Raw genomic sequence first — 18,232 nt, forward strand, 5'->3', positions numbered from 1 at the left:
GTCAGCTCTCCGGCTGCTCGATGAGCTGCGCGATGTACAGCGGCTCGCCCAGCTTCTCGACCAGGTCGAGCTGGGTGTCGAGATAGTCGATGTGGTGCTCCTCGTCCGCGAGGATCGACTCGAAGATGTTCGCCGACGTGATGTCGCCCTTGTTGCGCATCAGCTCGATCCCGCGCTTGAGGCGGTCGATCGCCTCGACCTCGACCTGCCGGTCGGCCTGGAACATCTCGGTGACCGTCTGGCCGACCCGTACATGGAACAGCCGCTGGTAGTTCGGCAGACCGTCGAGGAAGAGAATGCGGTCGGTCAGGATCTCCGCGTGCTTCATCTCGTCGAAGGACTCGGCGCGCGTGTATTTCGCCAGCTTCGTCCAGCCGAAGTTGTCCTGCATCTTCGCGTGCAGGAAGTACTGGTTGATGGCAGTCAATTCGGCGGTCAGCTGTTCATTCAGGAACTCGATGACCTCGGGGTCGCCCTGCATCGCAGAGGCTCCTTCCAACCGGTGAACTGGGCACGTTGGCGGCATCCTCGCACCGGACCCGGTAACCGTCCAGTAAGTGCATGCTTAGTACGAGTTGCCCGAATAGCCTCCGCCCTGGTCACGACCACCCCCGCCTGTCTGTCACCATGGAGTCATGGGTCAGCCGGAAAGCCGGGAACACCGCGCGTCAGAGCAGTCCGAGCTTCCGCCGGGCCAGCGGCTGCAGCGTGGGTGGCCGGTGACCCACTACGGGCCCGTCCCCAAGTTCAAACCGGAACGCTGGGAATTCCGCGTCTTCGGCGCGACCGCGGACGGCGAGAAGCACTGCTGGAACCACGAGGAATTCTCGGCGCTGCCGTTCTCCTCGGTCGTCGCCGATCTCCACTGCGTCACGAAATTCAGCATGCTCGGCGCCGAGTGGGGCGGTGTGCTCGCGCGCGACGTGGTCGCCCTCGCGCCGCCCGCCCCTCAGGTCACGCATGTGATGGTCTGGGCCGAGTACGGCTTCAGCTCCAACCTCCGGCTGGACGACTTCCTCACCGACCGGACCCTGTTCGCCACCCACAAGGGCGGCGAACTGCTCACCGCCGAACACGGCTTCCCGCTCCGGCTCGCCGTCCCCCATCTGTACGCGTGGAAGGGCCCCAAGTGGGTCCGGGGTATCGAGTACATGACCGCCGACCGCCGCGGCTTCTGGGAGGAACGCGGCTACCACAACATCGGCGACCCCTGGCAGGAACAGCGCTACTCCTACCAGGAGGAGCCCGGGGACGGCCCCGAACTCTGAACCGGGCCCCGCACCGTCTCTGAACCCGCGCCGGACCGGGTGGCCCAGCCGCGCGGGTCGGCGACGAAGACCTGGACGGCCTCGGCGCCCACCCCGCGGGTGTGGGGGAGACCGACTTCGGCGAGACCGCCGGTCACGGGGACACGGCCGCCGACTGGGTTGCGCATACGGATCTCTACAGTCCCTTGGTCTTGATGGTGATGGTGCTGCCCTCGGGGGCCCGGTCGCCGCCGTCCACGGACTGGCTGGAGACCTTGTCGCTGAAGGAGAGGAAGCCGCGGTCGACCTTGACGTCGAAGCCCGCGGCCTTCAGCTCGTCCTCGGCGTCGTCCACGTCCATACCGACCACGTCCGGCACGTCGGCCATGCGTGGCCCGTCGGAGATCGTCAGCGTCACGGTGTCGCCCTCGGCCGCCTCGTCGCCCTCCTTCGGTGACTGGACGGCGACGTCGCCCTCGTCCTCCGGCGAGTGCACCCGGCCGGGCTTCACCTTCACCTTCAGGCCCTCGTCGGCCAGCGTGTCCGTGGCGTCGTCGACGGAGAGTCCGGTGACATCGGGGACGTCGACGCGGCTGCCCTTGGAGACGACGATCGCGACCGCCGAGTCCGGGTGGCGGTCGGTGCCCGCCTCCGGATCCGTACGCAGCACCTCGCCGGCCGCCACGTCCTCGCTGAACTCCTTGGTGACCATGCCCGGGAGCAGGCCCGCCTTCTTCAGCCGCTGCCTGGCGTCGGCGAGCCGGTCGCCCGCGACATCGGGCACCTGGATGATCTCGGGGCCGCGCGAGACGACGAGCGAGACCGAGCCGTTGCCCCTGATCCGGGCGCCGGACTCGGGGTCGCTGCTCATCACCTTGCCCCGGTCGACGGTGTCGCTGAAGGCCCGCTCCACGCCCTTCAGCTCCAGGCCGGCGCCGGAGAGCCGCTCCTTGGCCGTCTTCTCGGTCTGGCCCAGGAGCGAGGGGACCTTCGTGAACTGTCCGGAGTTGATGTACCAGACGCCGCCGCCGACGCCCAGGACGACGAGCACCGCCAGGACCGCCGCGATCAGCCCGCGCCGGGCGCCGCCGAGCGGCCCGGTCCGGCGGGGCGGCAGCGGGTGCTGCGGGGGCGGGGGCATCTCCAGCCGGCTGGTGTGGTGGGCGGTGCCCAGGTCCCTGGGCAGGACCCGCGGGATCACCGTCGTCCGCGCGTCGGACCGCTCCGCCCCGCCGTCCGGTCCTGGCTCCGGCAGCGCCTGCGGCGGTACGGCGTCGAGCTGCGCGTCCGTGAGGGCGGCGCGCGTCCGGCGGGCCCCGGCGAGCAGCACCACCGCGTCGAACGGGCGGGCCTCCGGGTCCCGGGCGGTGGCGCTCGCCACCAGCGCGTCCAGCTCGGGCGCGAGGCCGGGGACGACGGCGGACGGGGGCGGCACGTCCTCGTGCAGATGCTGGTAGATGACCTGGGCGGCGGACTCCCCGTCACGCGGCTTGGCGCCGGTCAGCATCTCGTACAGCACGACGCCGCAGGCGTACACGTCGGCGCGGGTGTCCGCCGTGCCGTGCTCGATCTGCTCCGGGGCCAGGTACGAGACGGTGCCGAGGATTGTCCCGGTGGTGTTCGTGACCGTGTCCACGGCCCGGACCAGGCCGAAGTCGGCGACCTTGACCCGGCCGTCGTCCCCGATCAGCACGTTCTCCGGCTTCATGTCGCGGTGCACGAAGCCCGCCCGGTGCGCCGCGCCGAGGGCGGCGAGGACCGATTCCAGGATGTCCAGCGCGGCCCGGGGGCGGAGCGCGCCGCGCTCGCTCAGCACATCGCGCAGCGTGCACCCGGCGACGTACTCCATGGCCAGATAGACGTACTGACCCTGGGCGCCCTGGTCGAAGACCCCGACCACGTTGGGGTGGGCGAGATGCGCCACCGACTTGGCCTCGCGGATGAAGCGCTCGACGAACGAGGCGTCGGTCGCCAGCGCCGGGTGCATCACCTTGAGGGCGAGCACCCGGTCGAGCCGCATGTCCATGGCCCGGTAGACCGTGGCCATGCCGCCCACGGCGATGCGGGCATCGACGCGGTAGCGGCCGTCGAGCAGCTGCCCGACGAGGGGGTCCTGGAGGGTCGTATCCACCATGCGAGTCTACGAGCCGCCGCGGACAGGCCCGCCGCTGTGCAGCGAACCCGGCGCAGGACTGAAGCCGAGCCGTGACAGGGGCGCGCCGCCCGAGCCCGGAATCCCGGCTTCCCACGGCTCCCAGGCTCCGGAACTGTGGATTTCGGCACGTTGGTCCGGACCGGGCGGCCCTTCGCCCTCAGAACGCCGGCCGCTCCGGATCGAGCACCGCCCGCCCGGCCGTCGGCGACGACGCCTCCGCGAAGTGGCGGCGCGGGATGCGTCCGGCCCGGTGCGCGAGCCGCCCGCCCTCCACCGCGTGCCGCATCGCGGCGGCCATCAGCTCCGGCTCCTGGGCCCGGGTCACCGCCGAGGCGAGCATCACCGCCGAGCAGCCCAGCTCCATCGCGAGCGCCGCGTCCGACGCGGTCCCGGCGCCGGCGTCCAGGATCACCGGCACCCCGGCCCGCTCGGTGATCAGCTGGAAGTTGTGCGGGTTGCGGATGCCCAGGCCCGAGCCGATGGGGGAGCCGAGCGGCATGACCGCCGCACACCCCACGTCCTCCAGCTTCCGGGCCAGGACCGGGTCGTCGTTGGTGTACGGCAGCACCGTGAATCCGTCGTCCACCAGGATCTCGGCGGCGTCCAGCAGCTCGACCGGGTCCGGCAGCAGCGTCCGCTCGTCGGCCACCACCTCCAGCTTCACCCAGTCCGTGCCCAGCGCCTCACGGGCCAGCCGGGCGGTGAGCACGGCCTCCCCGGCGGTGTAGCAGCCGGCGGTGTTCGGCAGCACCCGGATGGACAGCTTCCGCAGTACGGAGAGCACCGAGCCCTGCACGGTCGGGTCGAGGCGGCGCATCGCGACGGTGGTCAGCTCGGTGCCGGACGCGATCAGAGACCGCTCCAGCACGTCCAGGCTGGGCGCCCCGCCCGTGCCCATGATCAGCCGGGAGGCGAAGTCGCTGCCGCCGAGGGTGAGCAGATCGTCGGACATCGTCAGCCTCCCTGGACCGCGGTCAGGACCTCGACCCGGTCGCCGTCGGCGAGCGCGGCGGCGGGCCACTGGCCACGCGGCACCACGGTCTCGTTGAGTGCGGCGGCCACCCCCGCCGTCGCGTCGGTCAGCGTCGCGACCAGGGCGTCCAGGGTGGTGCCCGGCGCGACGGCGGCCGGGGCGCCGTTCACGGACACGGTGAGCGGGGTGGGCTCGGTCATGCGGGCTGCTCCTGGGGTGCGGGGACCGGGGCGAACCGGCCGGGGGAGAAGGGGCGGACCGCCTCGGGCGGCTCGCCGCCGGCCAGCAGCGACGCCATGGCGTCCCCGGTGACGGGGGTGAGCAGCACGCCGTTGCGGCCGTGGCCGGTGGCGAGGTGGAGGCCGGGCAGCGCGGTGCGGCCGAGCAGCGGGGCGTTGTCGGGCGACGCGGGGCGCAGGCCGGCGCGGGTCTCGGTGAGCGGCAGCTCGGTGATGCCGGGCACCAGCTCGTGGGCGTCGCGCAGCAGCTCGTAGACCCCGCCCGCGGTGACGGTGGTGTCCCAGCCCATCTCCTCGGTGGTGGCGCCGACGACCAGCTCACCGTTCTCGCGCGGTACGAGGTAGACGTGGCTGCCCCGGACCACCGCGCGCACGGTGCGCGAGAGGAAGGGGGCGTACGCCGGGGGCACGGTGAGGCGCAGCACCTGGCCCTTGACCGGGCGCACCGGCGGCAGGACGTGGGCGGGGACCCCGGCGAGCCGGCCGCTGAGGCTGCCCCCGGCGAGCACGACCTGATCGGCGGCCACCTCCGTACCGTTGTCGAGCACGGCCCCCACGGCCCGGTCCGCGACCACGGAGAGCCGGTCGGCGCGGTGGCGGTGGAAGACCACTCCGGCCCGTTCGCACGCGGTGAGCAGCGCGGCGGCGAGGCGGCGCGGGTCGACCTGGTGGTCGCCGTCCACCCGGAGGCCGCCGCGCACGCCCGGGGCGAGCATCGGTTCCAGGCGGCGGCACTCGCGCCCGGTCAGCCACTCCGACTCCAGGCCCGAGCGGCGTTGCAGCTCGTGGAGCTCGCGCAGATGGGCGCGGTCGTCCGCGTCGAGCGCGACGGCCAGGGTGCCGCAGGCGCGGAAGCCGATGTCCTGCCCGCTCGCCTCCTCCAGCTCGGCCGTGAACGACGGATAGCGCCGGGCCGAGGCGAGGTTGAGCCCGAGCAGTGTCTCCTCGCCGTAGTGCAGTTCGGTGACGGCGGCCAGCATCCCGGCCGCGACCCGGGCCGCTCCGCCGCCCGGCTCGGGGTCGGCGAGCGCGACGGTCAGACCGCGCCGCGTGGCCCGCCAGGCGGTCACCAGGCCGATGACGCCGCCCCCGATGACGAGGACGTCGGACCCTTCGGTGGGATGGGTGCGCATGGGTGTCCAGCCCCTCCCTTCGCCGGCATGACCCGGATCAGGTTCGTACGGTCGGAGGCCGCCAGCCTCCCTCTCAGCCCGGTGCGCCCGGGCTCCCGCGTGTCTTACGGTGGCCAGCCTAACGACCTCACCCGGCGGACCGGATAGGGGGCGCTCTTCCTGATGGATCGTCAGCTACGTAGGGTGGACAGGTGAGCGAGCAGCAGCGGGCAGAGCGGACGGAACGCCGGGTCGTCGTCGCGGGCGCGGGCATGGCGGGCGTGCAGACCGCCGTCGCCCTGCGGGAACAGGGCTTCACCGGCCCCGTCACGCTGATCGGCGCCGAACCCCACCAACCCTACGACCGGCCCCCGCTGTCCAAGGCGGTGCTGCTCGGCAAGGCCGAGGAGTCCGCCTTCGACATCGACTTCGAGGGGCTGGACATCGCCCTGCGCCTGGGCTGCGAGGTCACCGGAGTCCGCGCCGGAGACCACGAACTCGACACCTCCGAGGGCCCGGTCCCCTACGACGTCCTGGTCCTCGCCACCGGCGCCGAACCCGTCGCCCTGCCCGGCTCCGCCGGGGTCCCCGGCGTCCACCTGCTGCGCACCCTGGACGACGCGGCCCGGCTGCGCCCCGTCCTCGAAGCCGGGCACCCCGTCGTGGTCGTCGGCGCCGGCTGGATCGGCGCCGAGTTCGCCACCGCCGCCCGTGCCGCCGGCTGCGAGGTCACCGTCGTGGAGGCCGCGGACCGACCCCTGGCCGGTGCCCTGCCCGCCGAGGTCGCCGCCCCGATGACCGCCTGGTACGAGGAGAGCGGCGCCCGGCTCCTCACCGGCGCCCGGGTCGCCCGCGTCGAGCCCGGCACGGTGGTCCTCGCCGACGGGCGCACCCTCCCGGCCGGCGCGGTCGTCGTCGGCATCGGCGCCCGCCCCGCCACCGGCTGGCTCGCCGGCTCCGGCATCGCGCTCGGGCCCGAGGGCTCGGTGACCGCCGACGCGGCGCTGCGCACCTCGCTGCCGGATGTGTACGCGGTCGGCGACTGCGCCTCCTTCCCCTCGGCCCGCTACGGCACCCGCCTGGTCGTCCACCACTGGGACAACGCCCTCCAGGGGCCCAGGACCGCCGCCGCGCACATCGCGACGGAGGGCGCCGGCATCCCGCCGTACGACCCCGTGCCCTACTTCTGGTCCGAGCAGTTCGGCCGGTTCGTGCAGTACGCCGGACACCACGCGGACGCGGACACCCTGCTGTGGCGCGGCGACCCGGCCGGGCCCGCCTGGTCGGTGTGCTGGCTGCGCGACGGCGACCTGGTCGCGGTGCTCGCGGTGAGCCGCCCGCGCGACCTGGCCCAGGGGCGCCGGCTCGTCGAGGCGAGGGCCCGGATCGACGCGGACCGGGCCGCAGACCCCTCCGTACCGCTCAAGTCGGCGGTCCTGCCCTAGGTGTTCTGTCCGAGGAGGTTGTGGACGGGTGAGCCATATCTCGGCTGAGGGATCTTGAACGGGTGAGGGCCTTCCGGGTTCGGTGTGGATTGCGACATCTGCACCGACCAGAAAGGCCCTCGTGCCCCACCGTAATGCACCCCTGACCGAGACCGGCCGCCTGCGTCTGGCCCACTGCGTCGTCGAGGACGGCTGGCCCCTGCGGCGGGCGGCCGAGCGCTTCCAGGTCTCACCCACCACCGCCCAACGATGGGCGAGCCGCTACCGGGACCTCGGCGAGGCCGGCATGACCGACCGCTCCTCCCGCCCCCACCACAGCCCACGACGGACCCCGACCCGCACCGAACGCCGGATCATCAAGGTCCGACTCCTGCGCCGGTGGGGACCGGCCCGCATCGCCCACCTGCTGGGCCTGGTCCCCTCCACCGTCCACCGCGTGCTGGTCCGCTTCGGCCTGGCCCGCCTCACCCACCTCGACCGCGCCACCGGACACGTCATACGCCGCTACGAACGCGACCGCCCCGGCGAACTCGTACACGTCGACATCAAGAAGCTCGGCAACATCCCCGACGGCGGAGGCCACAAGGCCCTGGGCCGCCAGGCCGGCCGCAAGACCCGCTCGAACGCCGGCTACAGCTACATCCACACCGCCGTCGACGACCACTCCCGCCTCGCCTACAGCGAGATCCTCACCGACGAGAAGAAGGAAACCGCCACCGCCTTCTGGACCCGCGCCCACGCCTACTTCACCAGCGCAGGCATCACCGTCGAACGCGTCCTGACCGACAACGGCTCCTGCTACAAGTCCCACACCTGGCGCGACACGCTCGCAGCGGCCGGGATCGCCCACAAACGCACCCGCCCCTACCGCCCCCAGACCAACGGCAAGGTCGAACGCCTCAACCGCACCCTGCTCGACGAATGGGCCTACGCACGCCCCTACCGATCAGAACAAGAACGCCGCGACGCGTTCCCACAATGGCTCCACACCTACAATCACCACCGCGGACACACCGCGCTCAAGGGCCAACCACCCGCCAGCCGCGTCCCTAACCTCACGGGTCAGTACACCTAGGGCCTGAAGAGCCGAGTCCGGGTTTCGGCTGTCAGTCCGGGATGGCAGGCTTGTCCCGTGACCGAGATTGACGCAAAGACCGATGCACTCGTCCCCGCCTGGCTCCACCTGCCCGACATCGCGGAAATGCTCGATGTCGAGGTGACGCGTGTGCGGCAGCTGGTCAAGGAGGGCCAGCTCATCGCCGTACGCCGTGGGGAGAACCGGACGCTTCAGGTGCCCGCCGCCTTCATCGACGGCGACAAGGTGGTAAAGGGCCTCTCCGGGACCCTGACGCTCCTGAGGGACGACGGCTACTCCGACGAGGAGATGCTCGAATGGCTCTTCACCACCGACCCGTCCCTGCCGGGCACGCCCGCGCAGGCACTGAGTGAGAATCGCGGCACGGAGGTGAAGCGCCGCGCCCAGGCGCTCGCCGTCTGACCGGCCGGGCAGCGGGCCGCATCGCCCGAGCGGGCGGCCCGCTGCCCCGCGCCGTACCCTGATCCGCCGTCACCGTCTTCCCCGGGGGGGAACCGCACCATGTCCACGCCGAGGCCGTATCCGGAAAGTCCCGTCTGGTCCGCAACGCCTGGCACGCCGCTGTCCGACGCCCGGCTCTACCTGTGCACGGACGCGCGCAGGCGCCAGGGCGACCTGCCCGACTTCCTCGACGCGGTCCTCGCCGGCGGCGTGGACATCGTCCAGCTCCGCGACAAGGGCATGGAGGCGGGCGAGGAGCTCGACCACCTCGCGGTCCTCGCGGACGCCTGCAAGCGTCACGGCAAGCTCCTCGCCGTCAACGACCGGGCGGACGTGGCTCACGCCATCGGCGCCGACGTGCTGCACCTGGGCCAGGGCGACCTGCCCGTGCCCGCCGCCCGCGCGATCATCGGCGCCGAGCCGGTCATCGGCCGCTCCACGCACGCCGAGGCCGAGGTCGACGCCGCCGTCACCGAGCCCGGCGTGGACTACTTCTGCACCGGCCCCTGCTGGCCAACCCCCACCAAGCCCGGCCGCCACGCCCCCGGCCTGGACCTCGTGCGGTACGCCGCCTCGCTCGCCCCGGCCCGCCCCTGGTTCGCCATCGGGGGCATCGACGCGGACAACCTCGACCAGGTGCTGGACGCCGGGGCCCGCCGGATCGTCGTCGTACGGGCCCTGACGGAGGCGTCCGACCCGGGTGCCGCCGCCGCCGAGCTGGCGCGACGGGTCCGCGAGCGCGCCGGAGCCTGACGGGGACGGCCGCTTCCGAAGCGGCTGCCCGGGCCGAGCCCGGGCCGGTCCTGGGACGAATCTGTCCGAAGGATGGACAAGAACCAGTCAATTCCGGCAAATGACTCTGCTTGGGTTGGGGGCCCGCCCCGCCCTGGTTAACCTGCCCATATGGCCCTTGGCACACCTTCCACCAGGACAGATCACGCGCGCACCGTGCGTGAGATGCTCGCGACCGGCAAGACCTCGTACTCGTTCGAGTTCTGGGCGCCCAAGACCGAGAAGGGCGAGCGCAACCTGTGGAACGCGCTGCGCCGGGTCGAGGCCGTCGCCCCGAGCTTCGTCTCGGTGACGTACGGAGCCGGCGGCTCCACCCGCACCGGCACGGTGAAGGCCACCCAGGACATCGCCGCCGAGTCCACGCTCACCCCGGTCGCGCACCTCACGGCGGTCAACCACTCGATCGCCGAGCTGCGCAACATGGTCGGCCAGTACGCGGACGCCGGCATCCGGAACATCCTCGCCGTGCGCGGAGACCCGCCGGGCGACCCGATGGGCCCCTGGGTCGAGCACCCGCAGGGCGTGAAGTACGCGGCGGACCTGGTCCGGCTGATCAAGGAGGCCGGCGACTTCTGCGTGGGCGTCGCGGCGTTCCCCGAGCGGCACCCGCGCTCCGACGACTGGGACACCGACGTCCGCCACTTCGTGGACAAGTGCCGCGCGGGCGCCGACTACGCGATCACGCAGATGTTCTTCGACCCCGCGGCATATCTCCGGATGCGTGACAGGGTGGTCGCGGCGGGTTGCGAAACCCCGGTCATCCCCGAGGTCCTGCCGGTCACCAACGTCCGGCAGTTGGAGCGGCTTTCCCAGCTCAGCGACGCGGCGCTGCCCGACGACCTGAAAGAGCGCATCCTCGCCGCCAAGGACGACGCCGCCGCTGTACGCTCCATTGGCATCGACTTCGCAACGCGGTTCAGCGCGAAGCTGCTCTCCGAGGGCGTGCCCGGACTGCACTTCATCACGCTGAACAACTCGACTGCGACGCTCGAGATCTACGAGAATCTCGGACTGCACAAGCAGTCGTGACCGGCCGTACCCGCCACCATCCGGGGCGGTGGCCGTAGAAGGGGGCGGGCATGGGCTGGACGGTCCTCTACATCGCGTTCGGTGTCGTCGCGCTGTGGCTGCTCGGCGAAGTGCTGCTGCAGTACAAGGCGCGGCTGCGCTGGCGCCTCCTCGCCTTCACCGGCTTCCTCGGTGTGGTGATCGGCGTCCTGGTGCCGTCCGTACCCGTCATCGCCCTCGGCGCGGTCGCCTTCGCCACCGGCCAGACCTACGTCACGCTCTCGTTCCGCAAGGGCTTCTCCACCGGCTGGGCGATAGGGGGCAAGCCCGGGGAGAGCCGCCGCCGGCGCGGTGCGGCCGCACGCAAGCCCACCCTGGAGGTCTCGGACCTGGAGGTGGAGTACGAGGGTGGCGCCCCCGACGCCCCGGCCGCCCCGCCGTCCGCCCCTGGCCCCGCAGCCGTCTACGCGACCGAGCCGATGCCCGAGGACACCGGGCAGTACGGCATCTACACCGAACCCGCGCCGCCCCGCCCGGCCCAGGAGCCCCAGGCCGCGCAGGGCCACGAGGCGTACGACCCCTACGGGTACCCGGCCCACCAGCCCCAGGGTCAGGACACCTACGCCGGAGCCGGGCAGTACGACTACGGCACCGATCAGCAGAGCTACGCCGCCTACTCCGACCCGTACATCGGCACCACCGCGAGCACCCCGCAGTACGGCACGTACGACGGCTACGGGAACTACGACGGCTACGGCGGCCAGCAGCAGTACGCCGACCCGTACGCGCAGGCCGACGGCTACGGATCGGAGACCCCGCCGGGCGGCGTCTGGGTGCCGCAGCAGCGCGAGGGCGAGCAGTACCCGCAGCAGCCCGCCGCCCAGCCCGCCCCGTACCCGAACGGCTACGACACCGGCTACAACGAGCAGTACCGCTACTGAGGTGCCCGGCTCACCGCGAGCCGCGGAAGTCCTCCCCCTCCACCACGGTCCCCGCGACCAGCGCCCCGGACATGCCCGCGTGCGCCAGTCCGCCGCCCGGATGCGACCAGCCGCCGGCCAGCAACAGGCCCGGCAGCCGGGTCCGGTTGGCGGCGTGCAGGAAGGCGCCCCCGGCACCGCCCAGCGCAGGCGGCGGCACGGCACCGCCCTCGGCACCCGTGTCCGCGGCGGTCTCGGCGGGCGTCCGCACCCGCGTCCGCAGCACCCGCTCCCGCAGGCCCGGCACCGCCGCGCCCGCCACCCCGGTCAGCGTCTCCGCGAACCGGGCCCGCAGCGCCTCGTCCGTCCAGTCCACCGGGCCGTGCGGGGCCACCGTCGCCACCAGCGTCACCGCCTCGTGCTCCGCGTCGGGGCGGGTCGACGGATCGTCGGGGCGCAGCACCGTCACCGTCGGGTGCGCGGCGATCCGGCCCCCGAACACCGCCGCGCGCTCGGCCGCCCCGTCCGCCGGGTGCACCACGGTCCGGTGCACGGCGTCCGCGGGCCGCCCGCCGCGCAGCGACAGCATCACCACGAACCGGCCGCTCGCCCCCGCCCCGTCCGCACGGACCGTCACATCCCCGTCGGCCCACAGCTCCTGACCCGGCACCAGTCCGGGCCACGGCCGGGCCCCGAGCACCACGTGGGCGGCCTCCGCGACCGTCCCGTCCGCCAGTTCCACGCCCGCCGCGCGGCCGTCCTTCGCCACGACCCGGGCCACCTCGGCGCCGAAGACGAACTCCACCTTCCGGGCCAGGCACCGCTCGTACACCGCCCGGGCCAGCGCCCGCATGCCGCCGCTCACGTACCAGGCGCCGAACGTCTCCTCCATGTACGGCAGGAGCGCCGCGCCCGCCGGGGCGCGCGAGGGGTCCAGGCCGTACCCGAGGGCGTATCCGTCGAGGAGGGCCGCCAGCCGGGGGTCCGCCAGCTCCCGGGCGCCGACCTCCGCCACCGTCCCGGCCCGCCGCGCCGGGCGCAGCAGCCGCCGGTGCTCCTCGGCCGGATACGGGTCACGGCCCAGCACCTGCCAGTCGGGGCGCAGGGGCTCCTCCAGGAGCGGCCGCCGCGAGCGGTCCCAGGCATCCCGGGCCCGGTCGAGGAAGGCCCCCCACTTCGCACCCGCCCCACCGCCGAGCGCGGCGTCCAGGGCGGCGACGGTCCCGGCGCGCGAGGCGTTCGGCAGGGACACGGAGGTGCCGTCCGCGAACAGGTGCCGGCTCGCCGGATCCACCTGGCTCAGCGTGACGCACCGCTCCAGCGGCTCCTTGCCGGTCTTCACGAACAGGTCGCGGTAGACCGCGGGGAGGTGGAGGAGTCCGGGGCCGGTGTCGAACGTGAAGCCCTCGTCGGCGTACTGCCCGAGCGAGCCGCCGTACGTCCGGGACCGCTCGTACACCGTCACCCGGTGGCCTGCCACGGCCAGCCGGGCCGCCGCCGCCATGGCGCCCATCCCGGCGCCGATCACCGCAATTCGTGCCATGCAGGCGACCTTAACGGCCGCCACCTACAGCCCCGCCGTCAGCCCCAGGGAGCGCCGGAAGGGGGGATGACGGGCTGCCGCACCCCGCGCTTCTCCTCGCGGCGCCGCGCCCTGCGGCGCCAGAACCGGCGGATGCGGGAGGCCAGGAAGATCACGAGCGCGAGACCCACGACCAGGAGTGTCCCGGCGAGGGTGGCGGCTATCCACGGATGGAAGATCGCGAAGGTGACGATGCCCGCGACGCCCAGGTCCTCGGCGGCGCTCAGCGCGATGTTGCTGAAGGGCTCGGGGGAGGTGTTGACCGCCATCCGCGTCCCGGCCTTCACCAGATGGCTCACCAGGGCGGTCGAGCCCCCGATGGCCCCGGCCGCGATCTCCGGGAGCGAACCGCTCTCGCCGGCCAGCAGGGCCGCGACGACCGCGCCCATCACCGGCCTGACGACCGTGTGCACCGCGTCCCACGCGGTGTCGACGTAGGGGACCTTGTCGGCGACCACCTCGCAGAGGAAGAGGACCGCGACGACGACGAGCACGTCCGTGCGCTGGAGCGAGGCGGGCACCTCGTCGCTGACACCGGTCGCGCCGAATATGCCGAGCAGGAGGACCACCGCGTACGCGTTGATCCCGCTCGCCCAGCCGCTTGTGAACACCAGAGGGAGTACCGACACGCAGGCGATCGTAGCCAGCGGGTCTGGCCCTCCGGCAGTGCGCGTGAAACCCGGCTCTGAGTACCCGTACTCAGAGCGCGGGATGAGTAGCCGCACGGATGGCCGTGACCTGCCGGAACGGCAGAGTGGGTGTCCACGGAAGGGGCGCCGCCCCGCCACCGCCGGCACGGGGCGGCGGTGGCGGGGCGGCACCTCCCTTCCGAACGGGGGTGCGCGACGGAGGACTTCGGGACCACGGGGGACACGGGGTCACGGGGGAGGGTCCTCCGGCAGCACGGAAGGCGCCGGTCGGGCGGGCTCGGGGGACGGGCCACGCGCGACCGGCGCCTTCGTGCGTACGGGGTGTTCAGTGTCCGCTGACGCGGCCGCGCAGCAGCAGGGACAGCGCCGAGTGCACGTCGTCGATCGAGCGCTCCGGCTGGAACGCCTGCCAGTCGAGCGCCGCCACCAGCACCATCCCGACGAGCGCCGCCGCCGTCAGGGGCACGTCGATCTCCTCGCTCAGCTCGCCGTTCGCCACGCCTTCCGCGATGACGCCCTCCACCACGGCGACCGCCTCGCGGCGCACCACCAGCAGGGTGGACTGCCAGGCGCGGTTGGTGCGCCAGAGCTCGGCCACGTACAGCTGGGTGAAGGCCGGGTAGCGGTCGATGAAGACCAGACCGGCCCGGATCATGGCGTCCAGCGCCTCGACCCGGCTGCCGCCTCGGGCGCCGGTCTCCTCGGCCGCCGCGCGCAGCGAGGAGGTGAGCAGCCCGACGCCGTGGCGCAGCAGCTCCTCGAAGAGCTCGGTCTTGCTCTTGAAGTTGTAGTAGACCGTGCCCTTGGCGACCCCGGCCCGGTCGGCGATCTCGTCCACCGTGGTCGCCGAGAAGCCCTTCTCGGCGATGAGGGTGACGGCCGCTTCGTAGAGCCTCTGCCGGGTGGCCTGGCGGCGCGTGCTGCTACTGCTTTCCATGGACCTGATTCTCACAGGTCCCGGCACGGTCACAGGCTCAGCTCCGGATGCAGCCGCTCCAGTGTCCACATCTGCTTGCGGCGGGCCGACAGGGCGGTCAGCGCGAGCGCCCCGGCGGTGAAGGCCGCGAGCACCGCGCAGCCCTGCCAGACCGGGCCGAGCCCGCCGCCCGTGATGAGCCGGCGCAGCCCCTCCACGACGTAGCTCATCGGCAGGTACGGGTGGATCGCGTTGAAGAAGCCGGGACTGGTCTGGACGGGGTAGGTGCCGCCGGCCGAGGTCAGCTGGAGCATCAGCAACGCGAGGACGAGGATGCGCCCCGCCGCGCCGAAGCAGGCGTTCAGCCACTGCACGATCGCCGCGAAGCAGCAGGTGACCAGCGCCAGGAAGCCGAGCGTCCCGGCGGTGTGCGCCATGTCCAGGCCGGGGCCCCAGTGCAGGACGGACATCAGCGCGGCCGTCTGGAGCAGCCCGACCCCGGCCACCGGCAGCCAGCCCGCGAGGGCGATCCGCCGGGCCGGTGCCCCGGCGGCCAGGGCGCGCCCGCTGAGCGGCTGGATCAGCATGTACGCCACCATCGCGCCGACCCAGAGGGAGAGCGGGATGAAGTAGGGCGCGAAGCCGGTGCCGTAGTTCGGGGCGGAGTGCAGCGACTGCGAGGCCAGTCGCACGGGGTCGGCCATGACCTCCGTACGGGCGTCGCGGTCCTTCTTCCCGTAGTCGGGGATCTCGCCGACGCCGTCGCCGAGCCCCTGGGCGAGCGTGGTGGACCCGTCCTTCAGGCGGACCAGGCCCTTGTCGAGGCTGTCGGCGCCCTTCTTGAGCCTGCCGACGCCCGTGTCCAGGTCGGACGAGCCGGTCTTCGCCGTGCCCAGGCCGGTGTGCAGCCGGTCCGTGCCGGTGGCGACCTTGTGCGCGCCGGTGTTCAGCGCGTTGATCTTCCTGACCGCGGCTTCCAGGTCCTCGTCCAGGTGCGGGGAGCGGGCGGCGAGTCCCTTCGCCTGCTTCTCCAGCGTGGTCAGCTGGGTGCGGAGCTTCTTCAGGTCCCCGTTCTGGTTCTTGACCAGGGCGTTCACGTCGTCGGCCACGGCGGCGACGTCGTCCGCCGCTGTCACGGCCCGCTTCAGCGGCGGGCAGACGGCGGGGTCGGGGACCGGCTGCTCCTCGCAGCGGGTGCGGTGGATATCGGTGAGGTCGTCGGCGGCGGTGTGCGCGGCGGTGGCGGCGGTGGGCGCCGCCTTCACGAGCAGGTCCAGGTTGTCCCGTACGGTCTTCGACGTGTCGGCGACCAGCCGGGCGGTGTCGCCGATGGCCTTTCCGTTGTCCTTCAGGAACGGGCGCACGTCGGCGGCGACCCCGTTGACCTTGTCGGCGAGGAGCTGGGTGCCGTCGGCGACCTGGCGAGAACCGGTCTCCAGGTCGCCCGCGCCCTTGTCGAGCTTCACGATCCCGCCGGACAGCTTCTTGCTGCCCGCCTTCGCGTCCTCCAACCCGTCCGCGAGGTCCTTCGAGCCCTTCTTCGCCTTGCCGGTCCCGTCCCTGAGGTCGGCCGCGCCCTTGGCCGCCTTCGCCGTCCGGTCGTGCAGGTCGGAGAAGCTGATGAAGATCCGGTCGAGGAACCCGCGCGAGGCGTTGGCGGACGCGGCCGTGCGGACCTCGGAGAACACCGTGCGGGATATCTGCCCGACGATGTAGTTGTTCGCGTCGTTGGTACGCACCTGGAGCGCGCCGGTCTCGGGGGAGTCACCGGCACTGGAGGCGATGCGCGCGCTGAAGTCCGCGGGCATGCGCAGCGAGAGGTAGTACGTGCCGTCCTCGACGCCCCGGTCCGCTTCCTCGGCGCTCACCTCGTGCCAGTCGAAGGTCTTCGACTCCAGGAGCTTGCCGGTGATCCGATCGCCGGCCGCCAGGCGCTCGCCGTCGGCGGTGGCGCCCTTGTCGTCGTTGACCAGGGCGACCGGGATGCGGTCGAGGCGCCCGTACGGGTCCCAGAAGGACCACAGGTACAGGGCGCCGTAGAGCAGGGGGAGCAGCAGGAGCGCGGCGAGGGCGGCGCGCGGCAGCCGCCCCCTTCCGAAGCGCCTCAGCTCAAGCGCGGCCAGTCTCGGGATACGCATCGGCCGGTTCCTCCTCGTGCGTGGTGGCTTCGGTGGTGTCCGGGGCGGTGCCCGTGTGTACGGTGACGGCGCCCTCGGGGGCCTCGCTGCAGACGGCCAGGACGGTGGTGCCGGCGGCGGCCACGGAGCGCAGCAGCTCCCACACCTCGGCCCGCTCGGCGTCGGACAGCTTCAGATCGGTGTCGTCCACCGCGAGCAGCCGGGGCCGGCCCATCAGCGCGAGGGCCACGGACAGCCGCAGCGCCTCGGTCCGCTCCAGATCCCGTACGGCGGTGCGCTCGGCCCTGGGCAGCGTCGCGGGGTCGAGCCCGGCGCCGGCCAGGGCGGCGTCGATCCGGGCCCGGGCGGCGGCGGCCCGCTCACGGGGCCGGCGCAGCAGGGCGCGCGGGGAGCCGTCGTAGCGGCGCAGGAGCAGGGCCCGTTCGCGCAGGTGCTCGGCGACCGTGAACGCCGGGTCCAGCTCGCTGACCCCGGGCACCGGACCCAGGGCCGCGACGCGGCGGACGGCGGCGGCCCGGCGCGGCAGGGCGAGGCCGGCGGTCGCGGCCTCGCCCTCGGTGGGGCGCATACGGCCGGTGAGGGCGAGCAGCAGGCAGGTGCGGCCGGAGCCGGACGGGCCCTCGACGGCGATCAGGGAACCGGGGTCCGCGCGGAAGCCCACCCCCCGGAAGGCCCAGCCGCGCGGCCCTTCGAGCCCCAGATCCTCGGCGGTGACGGCCGCCCCGTGCGGACTCTCCACGCACCCCACCCCTCTTTTGAACTGACTGGTCAGTTCAAAAAGTAGCCCGAACTTGCGATCGAAGCAAAAGCCCAGGTCAGGGGAGTGTGAGGGTCGATTGTCAGTGGGGGCCGTCACGATGGATACAGACGGCCACAGAGCCGTTACCGAGACAGGAGGTTCTGTCATGGCCCACTCGTCCGCAGCCGCCGCCCCGCGACGCCGCGCAGACGGCCCTGCTCCCTCACCGACCGGCCCGGCCCGCGATGTCCACCCCGTCGTCCGGCGCACCACCGCACCGCCCGCCGCCCTCGATCTCCTCACCCAGGCCCGCACCGGCCTGGACGAGGCAGCTGTCCTCTCCGTGCCCAACGAGCGGTACGCCACCGCTCACCTCGCCGCCCTGCGCACCGCGGCCGCGGTCCTCGCCGCGCGGGCCCGCCCCGAGCCCGCGCGCCGGCGCAGGGAACCGATCCGCAGCGCCTGGGAGATCCTTCCGGAGCTGGCCCCCGAGCTCGCCGAGTGGAGCGCCCTCTTCGCCTCCGGCGCCGCCCGGCGGGCCCGCGCCGAGGCGGGCATACCCGGCGCGGCCAGCCGGCGGCAGGCCGACGACCTGCTGCGCGACGCCGCCCTGTTCCTGCGCCTCGTGGAACGGCTGCTCGTGCTCCAGCCGGTGCTGCCCCAGCCGCGCGGGGAGCGGCCCGACGCGGGGTGACCGCGTGGGCGGCGCCAGGCCATAGGGTGGGCGGTACCCGTTACCTGCGCTGTTCACGCTCCGCCCCCGGGCGGCCCGTGCCGAG

Annotated in this window: 18 protein-coding genes, 1 pseudogene and 1 riboswitch; of the genes and pseudogenes, 8 read left to right on the plus strand and 11 right to left on the minus strand. The window is 73.1% G+C overall.

From position 1 onward, the window contains the following. Position 1: 1 nt before the first annotated feature. On the minus strand, positions 2-481 hold the full coding sequence (gene bfr, locus OG867_RS24390; protein WP_093709197.1) for a bacterioferritin: 480 nt from the start codon (positions 479-481) through the stop codon (positions 2-4). 154 nt (positions 482-635) lie between these two features. Between bfr and OG867_RS24395 the strand changes: the two genes are divergently transcribed. Next, positions 636-1,268 (plus strand): sulfite oxidase-like oxidoreductase, encoded by a 633-nt coding sequence (locus OG867_RS24395; RefSeq protein ID WP_328899783.1) that lies wholly within the window; start codon positions 636-638, stop codon positions 1,266-1,268. A gap of 29 nt (positions 1,269-1,297) precedes the next feature. On the opposite strand, the pseudogene OG867_RS24400 reads toward OG867_RS24395, so the two are convergent. The 5 genes and pseudogenes from OG867_RS24400 to thiO all read right to left on the minus strand — a co-directional run. Next, positions 1,298-1,435, minus strand: a pseudogene (locus tag OG867_RS24400) (endonuclease IV); the annotation flags it as partial. Positions 1,436-1,443: 8 nt separating this feature from the next. After that, positions 1,444-3,378: a Stk1 family PASTA domain-containing Ser/Thr kinase gene (gene pknB, locus OG867_RS24405; RefSeq protein ID WP_406291161.1), complete on the minus strand. Its 1,935-nt coding sequence runs from the start codon at positions 3,376-3,378 to the stop codon at positions 1,444-1,446. A 181-nt stretch (positions 3,379-3,559) separates the two neighbouring features. Further along, positions 3,560-4,354 carry a thiazole synthase gene (locus OG867_RS24410; RefSeq protein ID WP_406288462.1) on the minus strand — a complete coding sequence of 265 codons (795 nt, stop codon included), beginning with the start codon at positions 4,352-4,354 and terminating at the stop codon, positions 3,560-3,562. A gap of 2 nt (positions 4,355-4,356) precedes the next feature. Continuing rightward, positions 4,357-4,575, minus strand: coding sequence for a sulfur carrier protein ThiS (gene thiS, locus OG867_RS24415; RefSeq protein ID WP_405936375.1), 219 nt, complete (start codon positions 4,573-4,575; stop codon positions 4,357-4,359). Next, positions 4,572-5,747 carry a glycine oxidase ThiO gene (thiO, locus tag OG867_RS24420; RefSeq protein WP_406288464.1) on the minus strand — a complete coding sequence of 392 codons (1,176 nt, stop codon included), beginning with the start codon at positions 5,745-5,747 and terminating at the stop codon, positions 4,572-4,574. The genes thiS and thiO overlap by 4 nt, the downstream gene beginning before the upstream one ends. After that, positions 5,745-5,856: riboswitch (TPP riboswitch) on the minus strand. It overlaps the preceding gene by 3 nt. Positions 5,857-5,938: 82 nt before the next feature. Between thiO and OG867_RS24425 the strand changes: the two genes are divergently transcribed. The 6 genes from OG867_RS24425 to OG867_RS24450 all read left to right on the plus strand — a co-directional run bounded on the left by OG867_RS24425 (position 5,939) and on the right by OG867_RS24450 (position 11,449). Next, complete coding sequence (locus OG867_RS24425; RefSeq protein WP_406288467.1) at positions 5,939-7,171, plus strand: NAD(P)/FAD-dependent oxidoreductase; 1,233 nt, start codon at positions 5,939-5,941, stop codon at positions 7,169-7,171. A 121-nt stretch (positions 7,172-7,292) separates the two neighbouring features. After that, on the plus strand, positions 7,293-8,246 hold the full coding sequence (locus tag OG867_RS24430) for an IS481 family transposase (protein WP_406283230.1): 954 nt from the start codon (positions 7,293-7,295) through the stop codon (positions 8,244-8,246). Positions 8,247-8,303: 57 nt separating this feature from the next. Continuing rightward, complete coding sequence (locus OG867_RS24435; protein WP_328899777.1) at positions 8,304-8,669, plus strand: Rv2175c family DNA-binding protein; 366 nt, start codon at positions 8,304-8,306, stop codon at positions 8,667-8,669. A gap of 99 nt (positions 8,670-8,768) precedes the next feature. Continuing rightward, positions 8,769-9,461 carry a thiamine phosphate synthase gene (gene thiE, locus OG867_RS24440; protein WP_328899776.1) on the plus strand — a complete coding sequence of 231 codons (693 nt, stop codon included), beginning with the start codon at positions 8,769-8,771 and terminating at the stop codon, positions 9,459-9,461. Between the two features lie 150 nt (positions 9,462-9,611). After that, entirely contained in the window at positions 9,612-10,529 is a 918-nt protein-coding gene (gene metF, locus OG867_RS24445) for a methylenetetrahydrofolate reductase [NAD(P)H] (protein ID WP_406288471.1), read from the plus strand. Between the two features lie 50 nt (positions 10,530-10,579). Next, positions 10,580-11,449: a hypothetical protein gene (locus OG867_RS24450; RefSeq protein ID WP_406288473.1), complete on the plus strand. Its 870-nt coding sequence runs from the start codon at positions 10,580-10,582 to the stop codon at positions 11,447-11,449. A 10-nt stretch (positions 11,450-11,459) separates the two neighbouring features. On the opposite strand, the gene OG867_RS24455 is transcribed toward OG867_RS24450, so the two are convergent. From OG867_RS24455 to OG867_RS24475, 5 genes are all read right to left on the minus strand, one after another. Further along, on the minus strand, positions 11,460-12,971 hold the full coding sequence (locus tag OG867_RS24455) for a phytoene desaturase family protein (RefSeq protein WP_406288476.1): 1,512 nt from the start codon (positions 12,969-12,971) through the stop codon (positions 11,460-11,462). A 38-nt stretch (positions 12,972-13,009) separates the two neighbouring features. After that, on the minus strand, positions 13,010-13,639 hold the full coding sequence (locus OG867_RS24460) for a DUF4126 domain-containing protein (RefSeq protein ID WP_328899772.1): 630 nt from the start codon (positions 13,637-13,639) through the stop codon (positions 13,010-13,012). 346 nt (positions 13,640-13,985) lie between these two features. After that, positions 13,986-14,597 (minus strand): TetR/AcrR family transcriptional regulator, encoded by a 612-nt coding sequence (locus OG867_RS24465; RefSeq protein WP_073864598.1) that lies wholly within the window; start codon positions 14,595-14,597, stop codon positions 13,986-13,988. 29 nt (positions 14,598-14,626) lie between these two features. Then, on the minus strand, positions 14,627-16,714 hold the full coding sequence (locus tag OG867_RS24470; protein ID WP_406288480.1) for a YhgE/Pip family protein: 2,088 nt from the start codon (positions 16,712-16,714) through the stop codon (positions 14,627-14,629). Further along, positions 16,686-17,453 (minus strand): ATP-binding cassette domain-containing protein, encoded by a 768-nt coding sequence (locus OG867_RS24475; RefSeq protein WP_406288482.1) that lies wholly within the window; start codon positions 17,451-17,453, stop codon positions 16,686-16,688. Before OG867_RS24475 ends, OG867_RS24470 begins: the two co-directional genes overlap by 29 nt. Positions 17,454-17,619: 166 nt before the next feature. Between OG867_RS24475 and OG867_RS24480 the strand changes: the two genes are divergently transcribed. Further along, positions 17,620-18,147 (plus strand): SAV_6107 family HEPN domain-containing protein, encoded by a 528-nt coding sequence (locus OG867_RS24480; RefSeq protein ID WP_328899769.1) that lies wholly within the window; start codon positions 17,620-17,622, stop codon positions 18,145-18,147. Positions 18,148-18,232: the final 85 nt, after the last annotated feature.

The sequence above is a fragment of the Streptomyces sp. NBC_00209 genome (assembly GCF_045206345.1).
In the GTDB taxonomy this organism is placed as follows: domain Bacteria; phylum Actinomycetota; class Actinomycetes; order Streptomycetales; family Streptomycetaceae; genus Streptomyces.

Coding starts and splice junctions, on each gene's coding strand:
- OG867_RS24480 (WP_328899769.1), top strand. CDS start 17,620: ATGGCCCACTCGTCCGCAGCCGCCGCCCCGCGACGCCGCGCAGACGGC.
- metF (WP_406288471.1), top strand. CDS start 9,612: ATGGCCCTTGGCACACCTTCCACCAGGACAGATCACGCGCGCACCGTG.
- thiS (WP_405936375.1), bottom strand. CDS start 4,575: ATGACCGAGCCCACCCCGCTCACCGTGTCCGTGAACGGCGCCCCGGCC.
- bfr (WP_093709197.1), bottom strand. CDS start 481: ATGCAGGGCGACCCCGAGGTCATCGAGTTCCTGAATGAACAGCTGACC.
- OG867_RS24455 (WP_406288476.1), bottom strand. CDS start 12,971: ATGGCACGAATTGCGGTGATCGGCGCCGGGATGGGCGCCATGGCGGCG.
- OG867_RS24465 (WP_073864598.1), bottom strand. CDS start 14,597: ATGGAAAGCAGTAGCAGCACGCGCCGCCAGGCCACCCGGCAGAGGCTC.
- OG867_RS24450 (WP_406288473.1), top strand. CDS start 10,580: ATGGGCTGGACGGTCCTCTACATCGCGTTCGGTGTCGTCGCGCTGTGG.
- thiE (WP_328899776.1), top strand. CDS start 8,769: ATGTCCACGCCGAGGCCGTATCCGGAAAGTCCCGTCTGGTCCGCAACG.
- thiO (WP_406288464.1), bottom strand. CDS start 5,747: ATGCGCACCCATCCCACCGAAGGGTCCGACGTCCTCGTCATCGGGGGC.
- OG867_RS24470 (WP_406288480.1), bottom strand. CDS start 16,714: ATGCGTATCCCGAGACTGGCCGCGCTTGAGCTGAGGCGCTTCGGAAGG.
- OG867_RS24395 (WP_328899783.1), top strand. CDS start 636: ATGGGTCAGCCGGAAAGCCGGGAACACCGCGCGTCAGAGCAGTCCGAG.
- OG867_RS24410 (WP_406288462.1), bottom strand. CDS start 4,354: ATGTCCGACGATCTGCTCACCCTCGGCGGCAGCGACTTCGCCTCCCGG.